This is a genomic window from Pseudoalteromonas neustonica (assembly GCF_001653135.1).
In the GTDB taxonomy this organism is placed as follows: Bacteria; Pseudomonadota; Gammaproteobacteria; order Enterobacterales; family Alteromonadaceae; genus Pseudoalteromonas; species Pseudoalteromonas neustonica.
Window position 1 is genome coordinate 429651 of sequence record NZ_BDDS01000002.1, and the last position, 19030, is coordinate 448680.

Annotated in this window: 14 protein-coding genes; 6 read left to right on the forward strand and 8 right to left on the reverse strand. The window is 39.3% G+C overall.

All coding sequences use genetic code 11. From position 1 onward, the window contains the following. The first annotated feature begins 272 nt into the window (after window positions 1-272). Window positions 273-3092 (forward strand): bifunctional aconitate hydratase 2/2-methylisocitrate dehydratase, encoded by a 2820-nt coding sequence (locus A7967_RS05230; protein WP_082355620.1) that lies wholly within the window; start codon window positions 273-275, stop codon window positions 3090-3092. Between the two features lie 609 nt (window positions 3093-3701). Here the strand turns inward: A7967_RS05230 and A7967_RS05235 are convergent. The 6 genes from A7967_RS05235 to A7967_RS05260 all read right to left on the reverse strand — a co-directional run bounded on the left by A7967_RS05235 (window position 3702) and on the right by A7967_RS05260 (window position 10959). Continuing rightward, window positions 3702-4232, reverse strand: a complete 531-nt coding sequence (locus tag A7967_RS05235) for a hypothetical protein (RefSeq protein WP_054203613.1) — start codon at window positions 4230-4232, stop codon at window positions 3702-3704. 317 nt (window positions 4233-4549) lie between these two features. Continuing rightward, entirely contained in the window at window positions 4550-6739 is a 2190-nt protein-coding gene (locus tag A7967_RS05240; RefSeq protein WP_161803875.1) for an ATP-binding protein, read from the reverse strand. Between the two features lie 461 nt (window positions 6740-7200). Further along, window positions 7201-7674 carry a YehS family protein gene (locus tag A7967_RS05245; RefSeq protein ID WP_054203611.1) on the reverse strand — a complete coding sequence of 158 codons (474 nt, stop codon included), beginning with the start codon at window positions 7672-7674 and terminating at the stop codon, window positions 7201-7203. 142 nt (window positions 7675-7816) lie between these two features. Next, complete coding sequence (locus A7967_RS05250) at window positions 7817-9061, reverse strand: lipoprotein-releasing ABC transporter permease subunit (protein WP_054203610.1); 1245 nt, start codon at window positions 9059-9061, stop codon at window positions 7817-7819. Further along, a complete protein-coding gene (gene lolD / locus A7967_RS05255) occupies window positions 9051-9749 on the reverse strand; it encodes a lipoprotein-releasing ABC transporter ATP-binding protein LolD (protein ID WP_054203609.1) in 699 nt (232 codons plus the stop codon). The genes A7967_RS05250 and lolD overlap by 11 nt, the downstream gene beginning before the upstream one ends. Then, entirely contained in the window at window positions 9742-10959 is a 1218-nt protein-coding gene (locus tag A7967_RS05260) for a lipoprotein-releasing ABC transporter permease subunit (protein WP_054203608.1), read from the reverse strand. The genes lolD and A7967_RS05260 overlap by 8 nt, the downstream gene beginning before the upstream one ends. Before the next feature lie 146 nt (window positions 10960-11105). Between A7967_RS05260 and A7967_RS05265 the strand changes: the two genes are divergently transcribed. Next, window positions 11106-12797 (forward strand): SulP family inorganic anion transporter, encoded by a 1692-nt coding sequence (locus A7967_RS05265; RefSeq protein ID WP_054203607.1) that lies wholly within the window; start codon window positions 11106-11108, stop codon window positions 12795-12797. Here A7967_RS05265 and A7967_RS05270 read toward each other — a convergent pair. Next, entirely contained in the window at window positions 12794-13669 is an 876-nt protein-coding gene (locus A7967_RS05270; RefSeq protein ID WP_170173584.1) for a LysR family transcriptional regulator, read from the reverse strand. The genes A7967_RS05265 and A7967_RS05270 overlap by 4 nt on opposite strands. A 106-nt stretch (window positions 13670-13775) precedes the next feature. Between A7967_RS05270 and A7967_RS05275 the strand changes: the two genes are divergently transcribed. Together A7967_RS05275 and fghA are read left to right on the forward strand one after the other, a co-directional pair. Continuing rightward, complete coding sequence (locus tag A7967_RS05275) at window positions 13776-14897, forward strand: S-(hydroxymethyl)glutathione dehydrogenase/class III alcohol dehydrogenase (protein ID WP_054203606.1); 1122 nt, start codon at window positions 13776-13778, stop codon at window positions 14895-14897. Window positions 14898-14947: 50 nt separating this feature from the next. Next, window positions 14948-15790 (forward strand): S-formylglutathione hydrolase, encoded by an 843-nt coding sequence (fghA, locus tag A7967_RS05280; RefSeq protein ID WP_054203605.1) that lies wholly within the window; start codon window positions 14948-14950, stop codon window positions 15788-15790. Here fghA and A7967_RS05285 read toward each other — a convergent pair. Then, window positions 15744-16133, reverse strand: coding sequence for a hypothetical protein (locus A7967_RS05285; RefSeq protein ID WP_054203604.1), 390 nt, complete (start codon window positions 16131-16133; stop codon window positions 15744-15746). The genes fghA and A7967_RS05285 overlap by 47 nt on opposite strands. 163 nt (window positions 16134-16296) lie before the next feature. On the opposite strand from A7967_RS05285, the gene betT reads away from it, so the two are divergent. Then, complete coding sequence (betT, locus tag A7967_RS05290; RefSeq protein ID WP_082355617.1) at window positions 16297-18279, forward strand: choline BCCT transporter BetT; 1983 nt, start codon at window positions 16297-16299, stop codon at window positions 18277-18279. A gap of 322 nt (window positions 18280-18601) precedes the next feature. Continuing rightward, entirely contained in the window at window positions 18602-19018 is a 417-nt protein-coding gene (locus A7967_RS05295) for an MgtC/SapB family protein (protein WP_054203602.1), read from the forward strand. The last annotated feature ends 12 nt before the right edge of the window (window positions 19019-19030 follow it).

Genomic DNA, 19030 nt, shown 5'->3' on the forward strand with positions numbered 1-19030 from the left:
CAACAAAAATCCTCCATTGTTTAATTTTTACAGTTAGATGAGTATGCGCTACAACCATCATACATTCACAAGATTAATAGTGAATATTCATTTCATATATACAAATTATGGTGCAAGTACGATAAAATCCTACCTTGTGTATAGATACCGTCAACGTAAAACCAGCTATAATTATAGTTGGGCACAAAGCTTTTTTCATTTGGGCATTACTAGTCACTGTAAATCAGTTAAAATGCTTAACTTCATATCAAGTAAAATACCGAGAGTTTTCTATGAGTTTGTATACAAAATATATGGAAGAAATCCAAACCCGTAAAACGGAACTTGGATTAAACCCAAAACCAATTGATAGTGCAGAGCTACTATCTGAAATCATCACTCAAATAAAAGATACGAACAACGAGCATCGTGAAGATTCTCTGCATTTCTTTATCTATAATACATTACCAGGAACAACGAGTGCTGCGGGCGTTAAAGCACAGTTTTTAAAAGAAATTATTCTTGGTGACGAAGCTGTAACAGAAATCACTACTGAATATGCTTTTGAGCTTCTTTCACATATGAAAGGCGGCCCTTCAATTGAAATGCTACTTGATCTAGCATTTGCTGATAACGCAGAAATTGCAGCACAAGCGACTGACGTACTTAAAACACAAGTGTTCTTATACGATGCAGATACTGCTCGCTTAGAAGCAGCATATAAAGCAGGCCACCCTGTTGCTAAAGAGTTATTAGAAAGCTACGCACAAGCTGAATTTTTCACTAAGCTGCCAGAAATTGCAGAAAAAATCGATGTTGTAACCTACATCGCTGGTGAAGGTGATATTTCAACTGATTTATTATCTCCTGGTAATCAAGCGCACTCACGTGCCGACCGTGAATTACACGGCAAATGCATGATCACACCAGAAGCACAGCAAGAAATCGGTGAGTTACAGAAAAAACACCCAAATGCAAAAGTAATGCTAATTGCTGAAAAAGGCACCATGGGCGTGGGTTCATCACGTATGTCTGGCGTTAATAACGTCGCACTTTGGGCAGGTAAACAAGCAAGTCCATACGTTCCGTTCATCAACATTGCACCAGTGGTTGCGGGAACTAACGGTATTTCACCAATCTTCCTAACAACCGTTGATGTAACTGGTGGTATCGGTCTTGACCTTAAAAACTGGGTTAAGAAGGTAGATGCTAACGGTAACACAGTAACAGATGCTAACGGCGACGCAGTTCTTGAAGAAGCGTATTCTGTTGCTACTGGTACAGTTTTAACGATTAATACCAAAGAGAAGAAATTATACAACGGCGATAAAGAGCTTGCTGATGTGTCTTCTGCATTCAGTGCTCAAAAAATTGAATTTATGAAAGCTGGCGGCTCTTATGCCGTGGTATTTGGTAAAAAACTACAAACATTTGCAGCAGAAACTTTAGGTATTGATATACCGCTTGTATATGCACCTGCTAAAGAAATATCGCATGAAGGTCAAGGCTTAACAGCCGTTGAAAAAATCTTCAACCGTAATGCCGTAGGCGTATTGTCTGACTCACCGCTACACGCGGGTTCTGATGTACGTGTTAATGTAAACATTGTTGGTTCACAAGATACAACTGGCCCAATGACGGCGCAAGAACTAGAAGCAATGGCAGCCTCTGTTATTTCTCCTATTCTCGACGGCGCATATCAATCAGGTTGTCATACAGCATCAGTATGGGATAGCAAAGCGCAAGCAAATATCCCTAAATTAATGGCGTTCATGAATAAATTTGGCCTGATCACAGCACGTGATCCGCAAGGCGTTTATCATGCAATGACTGACGTAATCCACAAAGTATTAAACGACATCACAATTGATGACCGCGCTATTATCATTGGTGGTGACTCACATACCCGTATGTCTAAAGGCGTAGCGTTTGGTGCTGACTCAGGTACTGTGGCATTAGCACTTGCAACGGGTGAAGCGGCAATGCCAATTCCAGAGTCTGTTAAAGTAACCTTTAAAGGCAGCATGGCTAAGCACATGGATTTCCGTGACGTTGTTCACGCAACTCAAGCGCAAATGCTTAAGCAATTTGGCGGTGAAAACGTATTCCAAGGCCGTGTTATTGAAGTACACATTGGTACTCTAATGGCTGACCAAGCGTTTACTTTCACGGATTGGACTGCAGAAATGAAAGCGAAAGCATCAATCTGTATTTCTAACGACGAAACGTTGATCAAGTCTATTGAGTTGGCTAAGAGCCGTATCCAAATCATGATCAACAAAGGTATGGATAATAAAGCACAGACACTTCAAGGTCTTATCGACTTAGCTAACACACGTATCGAAGAGATCAACAGCGGCACAAACCCTGCGCTTGCACCTGATGATGTAGCTAAATACTACGCTGAAGTAGTGGTTGATCTTAATGAAATCGTTGAGCCAATGATTGCCGATCCAGACGTAAACAACGACGATGTATCTAAGCGTTATACTCATGACGTTATTCGCCCTGTTTCATACTACACTGACAAGCCAGTTGATTTGGCGTTTGTTGGTTCGTGTATGGTTCATAAAGGCGATATGAAAATCATCGCTCACATGTTACGCAACCTTGAAAAGAAAAACGGTTCAATCGTCTTTAATGCACCATTAGTTGTTGCACCACCAACATACAACATCGTTGATGAGCTAAAAGCTGAAGGCGATTGGGCAATCTTGGCTAAGTACGCTGGTTTTGAATTTGACGATGCGAAACCAAAAACTGCGGCACGTACTAAGTATGAAAATATCTTATACTTAGAACGCCCAGGCTGTAACTTATGCATGGGTAACCAAGAAAAAGCTGAACCTGGTGACACTGTAATCGCCACATCAACACGTCTGTTTCAAGGTCGTGTTGTAGCTGATACATCAAATAAAAAAGGTGAATCACTGCTTGGTTCTACACCACTTGTAGTACTTGCAAGCGTATTAGGCCGTTTCCCTACAATCGAAGAATATAAGTCTGCGGTTGAAGGCATTGACCTAACATCGTTCACACCGGTTGAAGAAGCAATGATCACTAAATTCAGTGCTGAAAAATCTGTGCCTGTCAAAGTAGTTGACGCTAGCTAATTTAGTTTAGTAATTAAAAAGCGCGTTTTAAACGCGCTTTTTTAATGTTACGAGCAATCGATAAGAAATATCATTTACCAGACATTGCACAGAGCAAATTCATAAATTTCTATTTAAGTTTATAACCCCTCCAAAAAATGAGAAATAAGAAATTTCCCTAGATGAAGCAATTAAACGCATAATTATGGACGGTCTTTGGTTTATCAAAGTACTTTATCTCTCTGTCCTCAGTTTTTTACTAATTTGCTTCTTGAACATTTGTTCCGTAAAGGTGCTCAAGCATATCATTCTCTTAATGTTGAATATGCCGCTAATGAAGTAAATAGCGCTGAAAATATAGTAAAAAATCACGTACTGTTGTAGCAAAGTTCTCGTAAAAGAGTTAAAGGGTTAAAGAAAAATAATATTCTTCATATTGAGGTAGCTTGGGTATAAATATACCATTCCCGATGAAACCTACCGCTAAAACAGCAAAGCGACCTTCGTAATCGCTGCATTAAGTAATGTATGATAATTAAGCTGAAAAACACCAAAAATCATTGTTAGTATATTTATACTTTACTCTGTTAAGCGGCTATATTTTTAAATAATTTATGTCAGTAAGATAAATTAAATTAGTTCAAATGAGTCCATAAACTCATTCATTTGCCCCTTATGATCATCCGAGTTTTCGTACTGACAACTAAGGTTGTATGAATTACTCATATACTTAAAAATTTGCATTCTCAACAACTTACTATCTTTTGTCGTCACATCGAATTGATAGCCACTTACCCCCCCAACAGAGATAAACTCTTCACTATTGATGCTACTGCCATATCTGTTGAGCAGATTTCTTTTGGCAACATCTATTTGGTCATAAATATCCCCTGTCACTTCATCTGCATCTAAGTAATCAGATATTACAATACCGCAAACAAGTTCAGGCTTACGCACAAAATAACTCACTGTTTTGAATTTTCCGTAATTAGGGAGATCAATGATTTCAGATTTTTCTCTTGGCTTGTCAGGAAATGTAATCTTAAACTTATACTCACTTGAGTGGATCTCACTCATATTTGATTTAATTAGCCCTTCAGAAGAGAAGAAAAATTTATAAGCACCAAATGCAGCTGCTATTATTAAAATATACTTAATCATTTATTGTCCTTTACGCATTGTTTTTGAAAGTTAAGTATCTACAAGTATTAGTCTCTTAACTGACTTTAAACATTTACTCATCCATGCTGAATAAATTTATGGATAACTCATTTAGATTAATTCGGTTATACACAGACCATAGCTGAGTTCCTATTTTGATACAATCAATATCTTGTTTGAGTGAGTCTCGTGAAATTTTATCGACCTAATCGCTATGCTTGTGAATCGCACTCTTTACCTTCGTTACGAGAAATAAGGTTCAGAAGCTTCTATAGTGATCAAACCAATGTAATGACTGGCGGGAACTGAACTAAAAACTAAGTTTTCAACCAGCGTGATAATAATGAAGCGAGTAAATTAAACTCAATTGGTTTACTTAAGTAATCATCCATTCCAGCTTGAAAACATGCGTTGACATCTTCTTGCATTACATTCGCCGTTATCGCAATGATAGGAAGATTTTTCCATTTTTTATTTTCACGGATAATTTTTGTTGCACTTACTCCATCAAGATTAGGCATATGCATATCCATCAAAACAATATCAAAATCTTGCTGCTGTAGAATATCTAAAGCGATTAAGCCATCATTTGCTATTACTACATCTAGATTTAACTTTAGAAGCATTGCTTTAATCACCAATTGATTGACCATATTATCTTCTACAACGAGTACTGTGGCTGACACATTTGAAAAATCCAGCATTGGATCTGTGTTCTCAATTTTGTTTTCATTTTTTTCAACGGTTAAAATACTAAAAATGACCTCAGTTCCCTTACCAAATTCTGAATGAATCGTAATTTTACCGCCAAGCATTTCTACAAGCTCTTTACATAAACTTAAACCTAACCCTGAACCACCATAAACACGTGTTGTACTATTATCAGCTTGACTAAATGGCTCAAAAATATCAGCGAGTTGATCGTCTTTAATCCCGATCCCACTATCTTTCACTACACACTGCAATGTTAAATCAGCACCTTCTTTTTGTGTATTAATCGTCACATTCACATTTCCTAATTGTGAGAATTTAATACTATTACCGATTAAATTTACCAATATCTGTTTCAAGCGTGTTTTATCTGAGTAAACACTAAGTGTGTGGTTATCGCTATGCCATTGTATAATAATTGACTTTTTTATAGCTAAGGGCTGAACTATTGCGAAAACTTCATCTTGTAACTGTTGTAATGTAAACACTGAATTATCGGCTTTTAATTTTCCTTGCTCTAATTTAGAAATATCCAGTATGTCATTAATTAGCGACAATAAATGTGTTGCTGAAGTTACCCCTGTATTTACTAACAGCACCTCATCTTCTTTCAGTCCAGGAGCTGTTTGTAATAACTGCAAAGTACCTAAAACACCATTGAGAGGCGTTCTGATTTCATGACTCATATTGGCTAAAAAGCGACTTTTGGCTGTTAACGCATCACTGGCTTTTCCCGTTGCAATTTCAAATGCTTTTGTACGTTCTTCTACGCGTTTTTCAAGTTGTCCTTCTCTCATTGAAAGCTCATCACGCATGCTAATAAAAACACGTGATAGTTCACCGAGTTCATCTTTACCTGATGAGGCGATCTTCACGCTATAGTCACCTAAAGATAAAGCATGTGAAGCCTGAGTTAAGTTATGAATTGGCGCATACAGACGAACAGATAAGCGAATGGCTATAAATAAGGCTGCCACCAAAACAATAGAAAAAATTATCCAGAGAGTTTTTTGTAACTCTTTTATTCTGGAAAATATAAGTTTATTTGGGATCACTACAGCAATGCTATAACCTGCCGAAGATATTGGCGAAAAGAAAATATGCTCTTTTTCTTCAGTTTTACTATTAAATATTTCTGCAAACCCTGAATGTCCAGCCACCATACGAACCCCAATATGGTTCATCTCTTCGTTTGGCTCTTGTGTAACCCTTAACTTAACACTGACCTTTTCACCAATATTATTTAAGACCCAGCGCTCATTTTTTTTCAAAAGTTGAATTATTTTATCAGCTTCCCAGTGGTACATATAAATACCGCTATTTGATACAAGCATAAAACGTACGCCATCATCAAAAGAATTCATAACCTGTGTTTGAACTGCTTGTATCAAACGCTCGATTTCGTTCCAACCAATACTGCCACCGATCAAGCCAACAACTTGTTTCTCGTCATTTAAAATTGATGAGCTTATTACAATTTGTCTTACTCCCGTTGTATAGGAGATCATGGGTTCTGATACAAAAATAACAGGATCATTAGCTGTATTTTCACCAACGGTCGTCAACCAGTAGTCTCTTTTTTTAATTGAACGGGGTTTGGAGTTCGCGATTGAATCATCAAAAGTACGTTTTAGGTTTTGAAAACTATTTCCCCCTTCAGTGTTGTAAAAACTGCCATCAATTTCACCTACAATGAATTTTTCATAGGAGCCACTACCTTGTTTTTTTTCACTGATCAAATAATCGCGCATGTTGACAAATTGCATAGACTTTATTCGTGAATCTTTTGCTAACATTGATATTTCAGCTTTTCTTTCGATAAAATATCGATCAAATATCCCTGCGGCGTTACTTACTTTTGCTTGGGCTGCAACGATACTTAAACGTTCTGCTTGCTCAGTGCCTTGTATGCTCACTAAAACAAAAACCACTAATAGCGGCAATAGCGAGCTGATTAATAATACGGTGATCAAACGGGTCTTTAGTTGCATATGATGGGTTAACGATGAATGAAGTTGTAAGTCTAGACGAGCTAAAAGAAATATACGAATATTTACAGGTAAAAAGCATTATTAGCTTTTATGATTTATAGGCAGAGCAAAAGCTACGATTTATCACAAAAATTAATGTAAAAAACGGCGTGAGATTCAGGTTAAATTACATTAAGCCAACATCGTGTTACAAAACCGCTCCTGCATATTAAGGTAATTTGAGTATACAAGTAACCTAGATTCAGGTTACTTGTTAAAAATACTGATTAGTTACCAGTAGATTCTGGGCGGATTTTTTGCTGCACGCCTGTTAAGAAGTTACGTAATATTTGATCGTTACACACACGGAAGTGTTTGTTATCTGCTTTACGAGAAAAAGCACTTAGCTCATGCTTGCTTAGAATAAAATCAGTAACGGCGAGTGCATCAATAACGTCTTCAGCTTTCATGTTTAACGCTATGCGTAATTTCATTAAGATCATATTGTTATTGAGCTTATTCTCAGGCACTGGCTGCTCACCTTCACGTTTACCACGTTTAGTATTAATAAGGCCATTTAAGTAAGTCGCAAACTCAGTATCAGTAATCTCAATATAGCCTTCATCCCCTTCTTTACATAACCACGCAACAACTTGTTCCTTCGTTACTTGACAATCTGCCGCGGCAAAAATCTCAATCATTTTAGTATCAGATAAATCAAAGGTATAGCGAATGCGGCGTAAGATATCATTATTAGTCAAAGTAAATTCCAAGAGTAAAGGTATTGGTAACCAAGCAATTTTTTGCTGGTTTATTAAATAGCCACACAGTCTAACAGAGATAGCTTTATCCCACTATTGATTATTATTTTATAAAAGTATGTGGCCATTTAAAGTATTCGATCTAGTTTCCTAGTACCTTCGCAGGGTCTACACGGGTAGCTTGCCAAGCAGGATAGATCGTTGCTAACACCGCAAGTACAAATGTAACAATAACCGTTACAACAATATCTTGCCATACTAACTTACTGGGTAAAAATTCAATAAAATAGACCCCTTCTAATGGGTTACTGCCAGCAAATTGACTAAGTAAAGTAAACAACTCGCTAATATTTAACGCGACAATCACACCAATAAAAGAGCCTAAAATAACCCCAATAAACGCTTGGCTTAAACCTTGAAGGATAAAGGTCGCTAGTATCGTACTGTCTTTCGCACCCATGGTCTTTAATATAGCAATATTAGCTTGTTTTTCTCGCACTTCCATGACTAACGATGAGACAATATTAAAACTCGCGACAGCGATAATTAAAAACACCACAATATAAACGATGGTTCTAACCATTTGTATATCTTGATATAAACTACCCTGCGTTCTAAACCAGCTAGAAATATACACATAATCATCTATTGTTTGGCCAACTCGCAACGCAATTTGATGTGCATAATAGACATCCGCTACAGCTAAACGCAACCCAGTGACTTGCTGTAAGTCATAACCTAATACCCTTTGTGCTTTTTCAAGGTGAATAAATGCAGCAGAGCTATCGATTGGGCCGCCCATTTCAATTATCCCAGCCAGCGTCAAAGTAACTCTTTTCGGTGCTAAAATGTCGTTACTCGTTTTGTTAACTTGCGGGATCAATAACGTTATTAACTCCCCCTGCGTTACACCGAGCTGTTTAACGATTTGTTGACCTAAAATAACCTCATCAAAACCTAACTGGCTAACTAATTTACCTTTCGTGTATTGATTAACCGCCGACACTTTACTCTCTAATGTAGGATCTATGCCACGCACTTCAACCGCTTTTAGTTCACTTTTGTACTGCGCCATACCGTTAACGCTAATAAAAGGCGCGGCCCCTACCACATCTCGCTGCTGAGTAAGCTTTTGTACTTTATCAGGCCAATTATCGATAGGACGATTCGGTGCAACATATTCAACTTGCGGAACAACACTCAAAAGACGATGCACTAATTGTTGTTCAAATCCGTTGATCACTGAAAGCGCAATAATTAAAACTGCAACACCAAGTAAAATACCGACTGTTGATGCTTTAGCAATAAAACTAACAAACCCGTTCTTTTCGTCTTTACCGCCTGAGCTTGCTCTAAAACGCTTGCTCAAATAAGCACTAAGCAACATGACTTGCCTCTTTGATTGCTAATTTTCCATCATCAAGATAAGCAATTTTACCCAATTTATCAGCCAATTCTAAATCGTGTGTTACTACTACAAAACTGGTATTCAAACTGCTATTAAGTTCTTTGATCAAATCGTAAATTTTAATCGCATTTTGTTTGTCCAAGTTGCCCGTTGGTTCATCTGCTAATACTAATGCAGGCTCTGTTACAAGCGCGCGAGCAATGGCTACACGTTGACGTTCGCCGCCAGACAACATCGACGGTTTATGGCTACTACGATGCGATAAACCGACTTTATCTAACATAGCCAATGCCTTTAAATTTGCCTTTTTCGCGCTAAGGCCTTTAATCAATAATGGCATCGCTACATTTTCAACGGCATTAAACTCCATCAATAAATGATGAAATTGATAGATAAAACCTAAATGCTCATTACGAAACTTAGCCTGTTCAGCACGTGAAAGTTTAGCGACTTGTTGACCTTTAATTTTAGCCACTCCACTAGTTTGCGCATCTAAAGTACCCAGTATATGCAAAAGCGTACTTTTTCCAGACCCTGAGCTGCCGACAATAGCGAGCATTTCACCCTGCTGAAGAGATAAATCCACTCCTTTCAATACTGCAACTTCACTCGCACCATCTTGATATATTTTACTTAACTTCTCACATTGAATAACTAAATCATTCATATCGCAATACCTCTGCAGGACTAACATTGGCAGCTTTACGCGCCGGGTATAAAGTGGCTAAAAAGCTCATGGTAATACTACCAATGGCAATGAGGGATAAATTCATTACGTCAAATTTTACGGGTAAAGCAATGCCTGTTAATAAATTCAAACCTATTAAAGCTAATGCTTCATTAATATATGCACTTAATAGTAACCCGAATGCAGCGCCAATCCCTGTGCCAATTAAACCATTGTAAAGGCCTTGGATCATAAAGACTTGCTGTACTTGAGAAGGCGTCAGTCCTAAAGTCTGTAATATTGCAACTTCACTTTGTTTTTCACTGACCATCATAGTTAAAGCCGAAACAATATTAAATACAGCCACTAATACTATTAGCGCCAATAGCATCGACATAACGCGCTTTTCCATAGCGACGGCCGCAAATAAGGTGCCCTGCGATTGTCGCCAGTCTGTCACCTTATATTGACTTAAAAGCGCATTTGACGATGCAATAAATGCATCCAATTCAAAGGGGTCGTTTAGCGATATGCTTAAGTTAGGCGCGCTGCTGTCAGGGAGTTTTAATACCCGTTGCAATGATTCTCCACTTGTAAATGCAAGGCCCATATCGATTTCAGAACCAGTTTCATAAATCGCTGCAACGGTAAATAAACGTTGGCTTGGCACACGCCCTAATGGCGTGTAGGTTGATGCATTTGGCATAATTACACGTACTTTATCACCTAAGCCAATGCCTAGTTTGCGCGTTAAATAACGGCTAAGAGCAATATTATAACGCGTCGCCATTACGACTTGCCAATTACCCTGAATGACTTTATCGCTGATTTTATAAAGCGATGCATTTTCATCGTACAAGCCTTGTAACAGCACACCGTGCAAATCACGGTTTGTTTGTAAAATAGCTTCGCCATGACGATACAAGCTCGCCTGCTTAACAAAATCAGACACAACAACGTCTTTTTGTAGCTGGATCATATTAGTTTGAGTGTGCCCACTTGATGAGATTTCTACATGAGGGATCAATCCCAACATATTGCTCTTTAGGTTATCTTCAAAGCCATTCATCACTGAGCTGACGGTAAAAAGCGCCATTAAACCAATTGCAATACCAGCAATTGAGAAAAATGAAATAAAAGAGATAAAAGCATTCCCCTTAGAGGAACGACTATATCTCAGCCCGATAAACAGGCTAACAGGTTGAAACATAATTATTTATGATCGCATCTAATGCCAATTATGCCGTCATACTAGCATAAACTGTATTTATTTGGGTATCGTCAAAAGTGTAAAAAATAATTAAAAATCTGATACTTGATAATGCGTTTTTAAGTTAAAATACGCCAAATTACAAGATGAGGAACCCCGTTTTGTCTTTAAAGCGATTTAAACACGTAAATTTAAAAGGTGATTTATTTGGTGGTGTGACTACTGCGATTATTTCATTGCCTCTAGCGCTGGCCTTTGGTGTTGCCTCGGGTGCTGGTGCTGAAGCTGGTATGTGGGGCGCAATCCTCGTTGGTTTATTTGCCGCCCTTTTTGGTGGTTCTACTTCATTAATATCTGAACCGACCGGTCCAATGACCGTAATAATGACCGCCGTTTTAACCACTATGCTCGCCAGTTATCCTGAGCAAGGCCTCGCGATGGGCTTTACCGTTGTGATGATGGCAGGCGCTTTTCAAATAATGCTCGGCACTTTAAAGCTTGGCAAATATATTACGCTGATGCCCTATAGCGTTATTTCAGGTTTTATGTCTGGTATTGGGGTAATACTTATTATCTTACAGTTAGCGCCATTACTTGGTCACTCCTCCCCAGGTGGCGGCGTACTGGGTACTTTGGGCGCACTGCCTGATTTAGTTATGGATTTGCATTTCTCCGAATTATTTTTAGGGTTATGTACACTCGGTATTTTATTTTACCTACCGCAAAAATTTCGACAGTATGTGCCTGCCCAACTTGTTGCCCTTGTTGTGGTAACTATAGTCTCTATCTTAGTCTTCTCTACCGACGACATTCGCCGTATTGGTGTCATTCCAAGTGGCTTACCCAGTATTGTATTTCCAACTTTTACCGCCGATCTTTTTACTGAAATGGTTATTGATGCGCTTGTATTAGGTACTCTTGGTTGTATCGATACCCTATTAACCGCCGTCATTGGCGATAGTTTAACCCGTACCGAACATGACTCAGACAAAGAGCTGCGTGGCCAAGGTATTGCTAATATGGTTGCTGGTTTTTTTGGCGCACTTCCTGGTGCAGGTGCAACAATGGGCACCGTAGTCAATGTGCAAGTTGGCGCGCGATCCCCTCTGGCTGGGATCCTTCGGGCTGTGATCTTAATGGCTGTCGTGTTTGTGGCTGGCAGTTTAACCGAACCGATCCCTATGGCCGTACTTGCTGGTATTGCAGTGTATGTCGGCTTTAATATTCTTGATTGGAGCTTCATTCAACGCGCCCACAAACTGAGTATTTTACAAATGGCTATTATGTATGGTGTGATGCTGCTCACCGTATTTGTCGATTTAATTGTGGCGGTAGGTCTTGGCGTATTTATTTCAAATATTATAGTGATCGAACGACTTAGCCGAGAACAAGCCAAACATGTAAAAGCGATTAGTGACGCCGATGACGATGATGTACCTCTTGCCGTTGAAGAGCGTGAACTTCTAGAACGAGCTCAAGGAAAACTGCTGTTTTTCTACTTATCAGGCCCGATGATATTTAGCGTATCAAAAGCAATTGCACGCCAACATCGTCACATTAGTGAATATGAAGCCATGGTGCTTGATTTGTCTGATGTACAGATGCTTGATGTTACCGTGTCTTTAGCCATTGAAAATGCAATTCAAGATGCGTTAGATGCCAATTGTGACGTTTTCATTTACTCACCAAATCGTGATACCAGTGAACAACTAAAACGACTACAAATAAAAGATAAGCTGCCTACAAATGCTTTTTGTATCAGTCGAAGCGAAGCCCTCAATAAGGCACTTGTGAGTATGCAAAGTGTTGAGCAGGATATCTCTACTGTTATAAACTAAACTAAGCTAAGCGCTGCTACTAAATGATCGAGCAGCGCTTTCACATTAGTCGCAACAAACTGCCGTGGAGGGTATACGCCCCATACACCTTCAGGCTTTGGTTGGTTATTCGTTAGGATAGGCACTAAATTCCCCTCAGCTAAATCCTTTTCAATGTAATAATTAGGTAATTGAACAATACCAAGGCCTTTTTTTGCTGCGTCCGCCAATGCCCAGCCACTATTACACTGTAACCGCCCTGCTATTTTAATATGCTTATCACGCCCTTGTTCACATACTCGCCAATAACTGCTATTACCCACTAAGCATTGATGTTGTTGTAATTCCGCTAATGTATGAGGCTCTCCGAAGCGTTCTAAATACGCTTTTGAACAACAGATCACAAAATGACGCGCACTTAAGCGCCGTGCTTTTAAACTAGAGTCTTTTAAATGACCAAGGCGAATAGCTAAATCAAACCCACCTTCAAGTAAATTTTCTTGCTCATTACTCAGTGACATCACCACTTCTAAATCTGGATACTGCTGCATAAACGTATGCACCGCCGGCATTACAAATGTTTCGCCATACATTACAGGCGCTGTGAGTTTAATTTTACCTTTTGGCGTACTTTGTTGCTCTGCCAATAGCGCTGTTGCATCGTCCATTGCGTGTTGTAAATGCTTAGTTTGATGTAAAAATGCTTCGCCTTCTTTGGTCAGTACCACTTTGCGCGTCGTACGCGTTAACAATTGCGTATTTAAGCGTTGCTCTAATTGCGTTACTTGTCGACTAATATGTGCAACGGAAACCCCTAATACTACGCTAGCACGAGTAAAACTTCCCTCTTCACCCACTGCGATAAACTCATCTATACCTAACCAACGACTCATTATTACCATACTGTAAAAGTGTTTTATTAAAATGAAGATTAACATTGTTTGAGAAACAAATAAAATAGCGTTATTGTTTTTAAGCACTGTATATAAGAGAGTCACTATGTCTGAATTTATAAAATCTAAAGCAGCTATCGCTTGGGGCCCGAATCAACCACTGTCAGTTGAAGAAGTGGATGTAATGATGCCTAAAAAAGGCGAAGTAATGGTAAAAATTACCGCAACAGGTGTATGCCATACTGATGCATTTACTTTGTCTGGTGCTGATCCTGAAGGGATTTTCCCAGCTATTCTAGGCCATGAAGGCGCTGGTGTGGTTTATGCAATTGGCGAAGGAGTTACAAGTGTATCGGTAGGCGATCATGTTATTCCTTTATACACTGCTGAATGTGGTGAGTGTAAAATGTGCACGTCAGGTAAAACAAATTTATGTTCAGCTGTGCGTGAAACCCAAGGTAAAGGCTTAATGCCTGATGGCACCACACGTTTTTATAAAGACGGTCAGCCAATCTATCATTATATGGGTTGCTCTACGTTTTCTGAATACACCGTACTTCCTGAAATCTCTTTGGCTAAAGTGAATAAAGCAGCATCGCTTGAAGAAATATGCTTACTCGGTTGTGGTGTAACAACGGGCATGGGCGCAGTTACAAATACTGCAAAAGTACAAGCTGGCGACACGGTTGCGATATTTGGTTTAGGTGGGATTGGTCTATCTGCCATTATTGGTGCAAAAATGGCTGGTGCTTCTCGTATCATCGGTGTCGACATCAACACCAGTAAATTTGATCTTGCCACCAAGTTAGGTGCTACAGATTTAATCAATCCAAAAGATTATGACAAACCAATTCAAGACGTAATTGTTGAAATGACCGACGGCGGTGTTGATTACTCATTTGAGTGCATTGGTAACGTTGATGTTATGCGCTCAGCCCTTGAGTGCTGCCATAAAGGCTGGGGGGAGTCGGTGATCATTGGTGTTGCTGGTGCAGGTCAAGAAATTTCAACTCGCCCATTCCAACTAGTCACTGGCCGCGTATGGCGTGGTAGCGCATTTGGTGGCGTAAAAGGTCGTTCACAACTGCCCGACATTGTTGAACGTTACATGGCCGGTGAGTTTGCGCTAAATGACTTTATCACTCATACCATGGGCCTTGAAGACATAAATGAAGCGTTTGATTTAATGCATGAAGGTAAAAGCATTCGAACTGTTATTCATTACTAAATTAATTGGCTGCATCGCACTGCGGTGTAGCCGTTAACAAAGAGAGAGTTATGTTAGATAATTTAAGCGCTACAAAAGTAAATGGTGGCTGGCATAAACAGTACAGCCATATTTCCACCAGCACTCATTGCCAAATGCGTTTTGCCATTTTTTTGCCACCAGGGGCCAGCCAAACCAATAAAGTGCCTGTGTTATATTGGTTATCAGGCTTAACGTGTACTGACGAAAACTTTATGCAAAAAGCCGGTGCACTTAAAAAAGCGGCAGAGCTTGGCATAGCAATCGTTGCACCTGATACTAGCCCTCGCGGTGATAATGTCCCCGACCAAGACAGCTATGATTTTGGCCAAGGTGCAGGCTTTTACCTAAATGCGACACAGGCTCCCTATAACACGCACTACAACATGTACGATTATATTGTTCATGAATTGCCAGCGCTTGTTGAGCAGCACTTCCCCGTGACGACTAAAAAAGCCATTAGTGGTCATTCTATGGGTGGTCATGGTGCAATGGTCATTGCACTACGTAATCCAAAAAGTTACAGCAGTGTGTCAGCATTTAGCCCAATTACAAACCCAATTAATTGCCCTTGGGGACATAAAGCTTTTAGCTTGTATTTAGGTGATGATCAAATGATGTGGGCTAATTACGACAGCTGTGAACTTATGAAAAATACGAGCAGCGATGACTTTTTACCCATGCGTGTTGATCAAGGTGATGCCGATAGCTTTTTAATCGATCAACTTAAGCCAGAAAACCTAACAGCCGTTGCTAAACAGATAAACTTTCCGCTTACACTACATATGCAGGCAGGCTATGATCATAGCTACTATTTTATAAGCAGCTTTATTGACGAACACTTATCATTTCATCATAGTCATTTGCGTAGCTGATTTTTTTATTCACATGGGGTTTTTCAATTGTAACGTCTTGGCATTCTTTAATTGTTCGAGAAATACGCCTGCAAACATTCGATGTCTGCGGTTTAATTTGATCTTTAATAAACCCCACTACAGCACTGTCTATTTGAAACCCTAACTCAGAAAAAGAAAGGGTGTTTACATCACCATCAACAATAAATGTTTTGGGTTCGGTATGCGGCCCCGATTGCGCAAGATCAGCATCATAATTCTCATCAGCTTTAGAATAAGCGGTACCATCAATTAATACACCCGCCACTGTACAGCCTGTTAGTAATTGGCATAATACCAAGGCACTAAAAATAAGTCTTAACATAATACAAACAACCTTCTATAAATTTAAACTCCATCTGACATGACTATAAACGAATTAAGTAAAAACACTGTTAAAAACTGTAAGAGGAATTAATTAATTGAATATGCTATACTTTCGTCGAAATTTTATTTCTATGTACACTCAATAATTCCGGGGAATATCAATGTCCACCACAGAAGAAAAATCCAAACTCAATCCACCTGTATTTTACACAGCCTCCGCGCTGATTATTATGCTCGTGCTATTTACTGCATTAGCCCCACAAAGTGCTGATGTCTTTTTTAACGGCTTACAAAGTGTCATTGTGCAAAATGCCAGTTGGTTCTATGTACTTACCGTTGCCATTATTTTGATCACCGTCGTTTTTTTAGGCTTGTCGCGTTACGGTAACATTAAACTTGGCCCTGATCATTCAACACCTGACTACAACCACATGACTTGGTTTTCTATGCTCTTTAGTGCGGGTATGGGGATAGGCCTGATGTTTTTTGGCGTAGCCGAACCTGTGATGCACTATATGAATCCACCTACAGGTGATGCTGCGACTGTTGAAGCTGCACGTGAAGCGATGAAAATCACCTTCTTCCATTGGGGATTACATGCATGGGGAATTTATGCGATTGTCGCATTAATATTAGCTTTTTTTAGCTACCGACATGGCCTGCCATTAACTCTGCGCTCTGCGCTATACCCCCTTATTGGCGATAAAATATATGGTCCGATCGGCCATGCGGTTGATATTTTTGCCGTTATAGGTACCGTGTTTGGTGTTGCAACATCCTTAGGCTATGGCGTATTACAGGTAAACTCCGGACTCAATTACTTATTTGATGTCCCTGTAGGCATTGTTACCCAAGTCATTCTTATTGCCGCAGTCACCGGTTTGGCAATTGTCTCTGTCACAACCGGCCTTGATAAAGGTATTCGCCGTTTGTCAGAGCTAAACATGGGCCTTGCGGTCATCATGTTGCTATTTGTATTGATACTTGGTCCTACTGTTTATCTGTTACAAGCTTTTGTGCAAAACGTGGGATCTTATGCTTCAGATATAGTCAGTCATACTTTTAACTTATTTGCCTACGAAAAAACTGAATGGATGGGCGGCTGGACTATTTTATATTGGGGTTGGTGGATGTCTTGGGCACCGTTTGTTGGCTTGTTTATAGCCCGAGTTTCCCGTGGTCGTACAATCCGTGAATTTGTTATGGGTGTACTCTTTATTCCAACTGGCTTTACCCTTATGTGGATGACATTCTTTGGAAACTCAGCCATTGATTTGATCATGAATCAAGGCGTTGCCAGTTTAGGTGAAGCGGTTTCAAAAGATGTTGCGATTTCTATTTTTGCATTTTTAGAAAACTTCCCAATGTCAGGAATTTTATCATTCATTGCCACTTGTATGGTTATTGTATTTTTTGTTACATCGTCTGACTCAGGCTCAATGGTGGTCGACATGTTATGTTCAAATGGTAAAGACAACACACCTATGTGGCAGCGTATTTATTGGGCTGGTGGCGAAGGTGTTGTTGCTGCCGTCTTGCTCATGGTTGGCGGTTTAGGTGCTCTTCAAACCATGACTATAGCCAGTGCCCTGCCCTTTGCGGTTGTACTGCTAATAGCGACGTATGGCTTGATAAAAGCATTACGGGTAGACATTGCTAAACGTGAAAGTTTACAAATGAACATAGCCCCTATAGCCCCCACTTTACCAGGCAGCGAAGGTGCAAGTTGGCAAGAGCGACTAAATAATATTGTTGATTTTCCTAACAAAGCCAATGTAAACCGTTTCGTTAAATCAATTGCGTTACCGGCAATGGAAAATGTCTCTAAAGAGCTTAAAACACATAGTCTTGATGTTGAAATTGACTTAGAGCAACTTGAACGCGGGCATGTTAGTTTAAAAGTATTGCTTGGCGAGGAAATTGACTTTTTATACGAAGTTAAACGCCGATCATATGAAAAACCATCTTATACACAAGATGAAGATGAAGATGACGACAGTGATAATAATTACTATCGAGCAGAAGTTCATTTACGTGAAGGCGGTCAAGATTACGATGTTATGGGCTGGTCTAAAGAAGCTGTGATCAATGATATTATCGATCAATATCATAAACATATGCACTTTTTACATACTCTTCGCTAACCTCTAATAGTGCTTTATACCAATCAGCGTAGATATGGGGTCTATTTAATTCGTTAAATTGTTCAAATATTTATGTAGATTGGTATTCATGTTACAGGAGTAGCTTGCTTGTTCCTGTAACATTTATAGGTTTTTGATTTTATTTTATATTCAACAGCAGTCCTACCCAATAAGTAATATCCCCTCGCTAGTCTGTAAATATTACCTTGCTCAAATCCGTAGTAAATAATTAAAATATTGTAAGTAATTAATAATAAATGTTTTTATATTTGGTTCGTTCTTTGCTTACTCTATCAAGGGCTAAGATTAGATAGGATCAAAGATGGAACTCAACTTACAATGGCATGAAATAATCGATAACCTAATCCATTTAGGGATCGCCTACATGCTGGCATTACCTATGGCGTTCGACCGAGAGCGCTCAAATCATGGTGCAGGCCTGCGCACTTTTCCACTTGTTGCTGTCGCATCTTGTGGTTACGCTTTAGTTGGTATGTCTGTGCTTACTTCAACCGAAGCTGAGTCTAAAGTTCTCGAAGGTATAATTACCGGGATTGGCTTTATTGGCGGTGGAGCCATTTTAAAAAATAAAAATTCGACCTACGGCACAGCAACCGCCGCAAGCATATGGAATATGGGGTTAATTGGTATAGCTGTTGCATTTAGCCGTTACGAAATTGCCTTACTAATGGCTATTATCAACTTTATAACCCTGCGTTATGTAAAAAGATTAAAGTAACAATGTTTATTT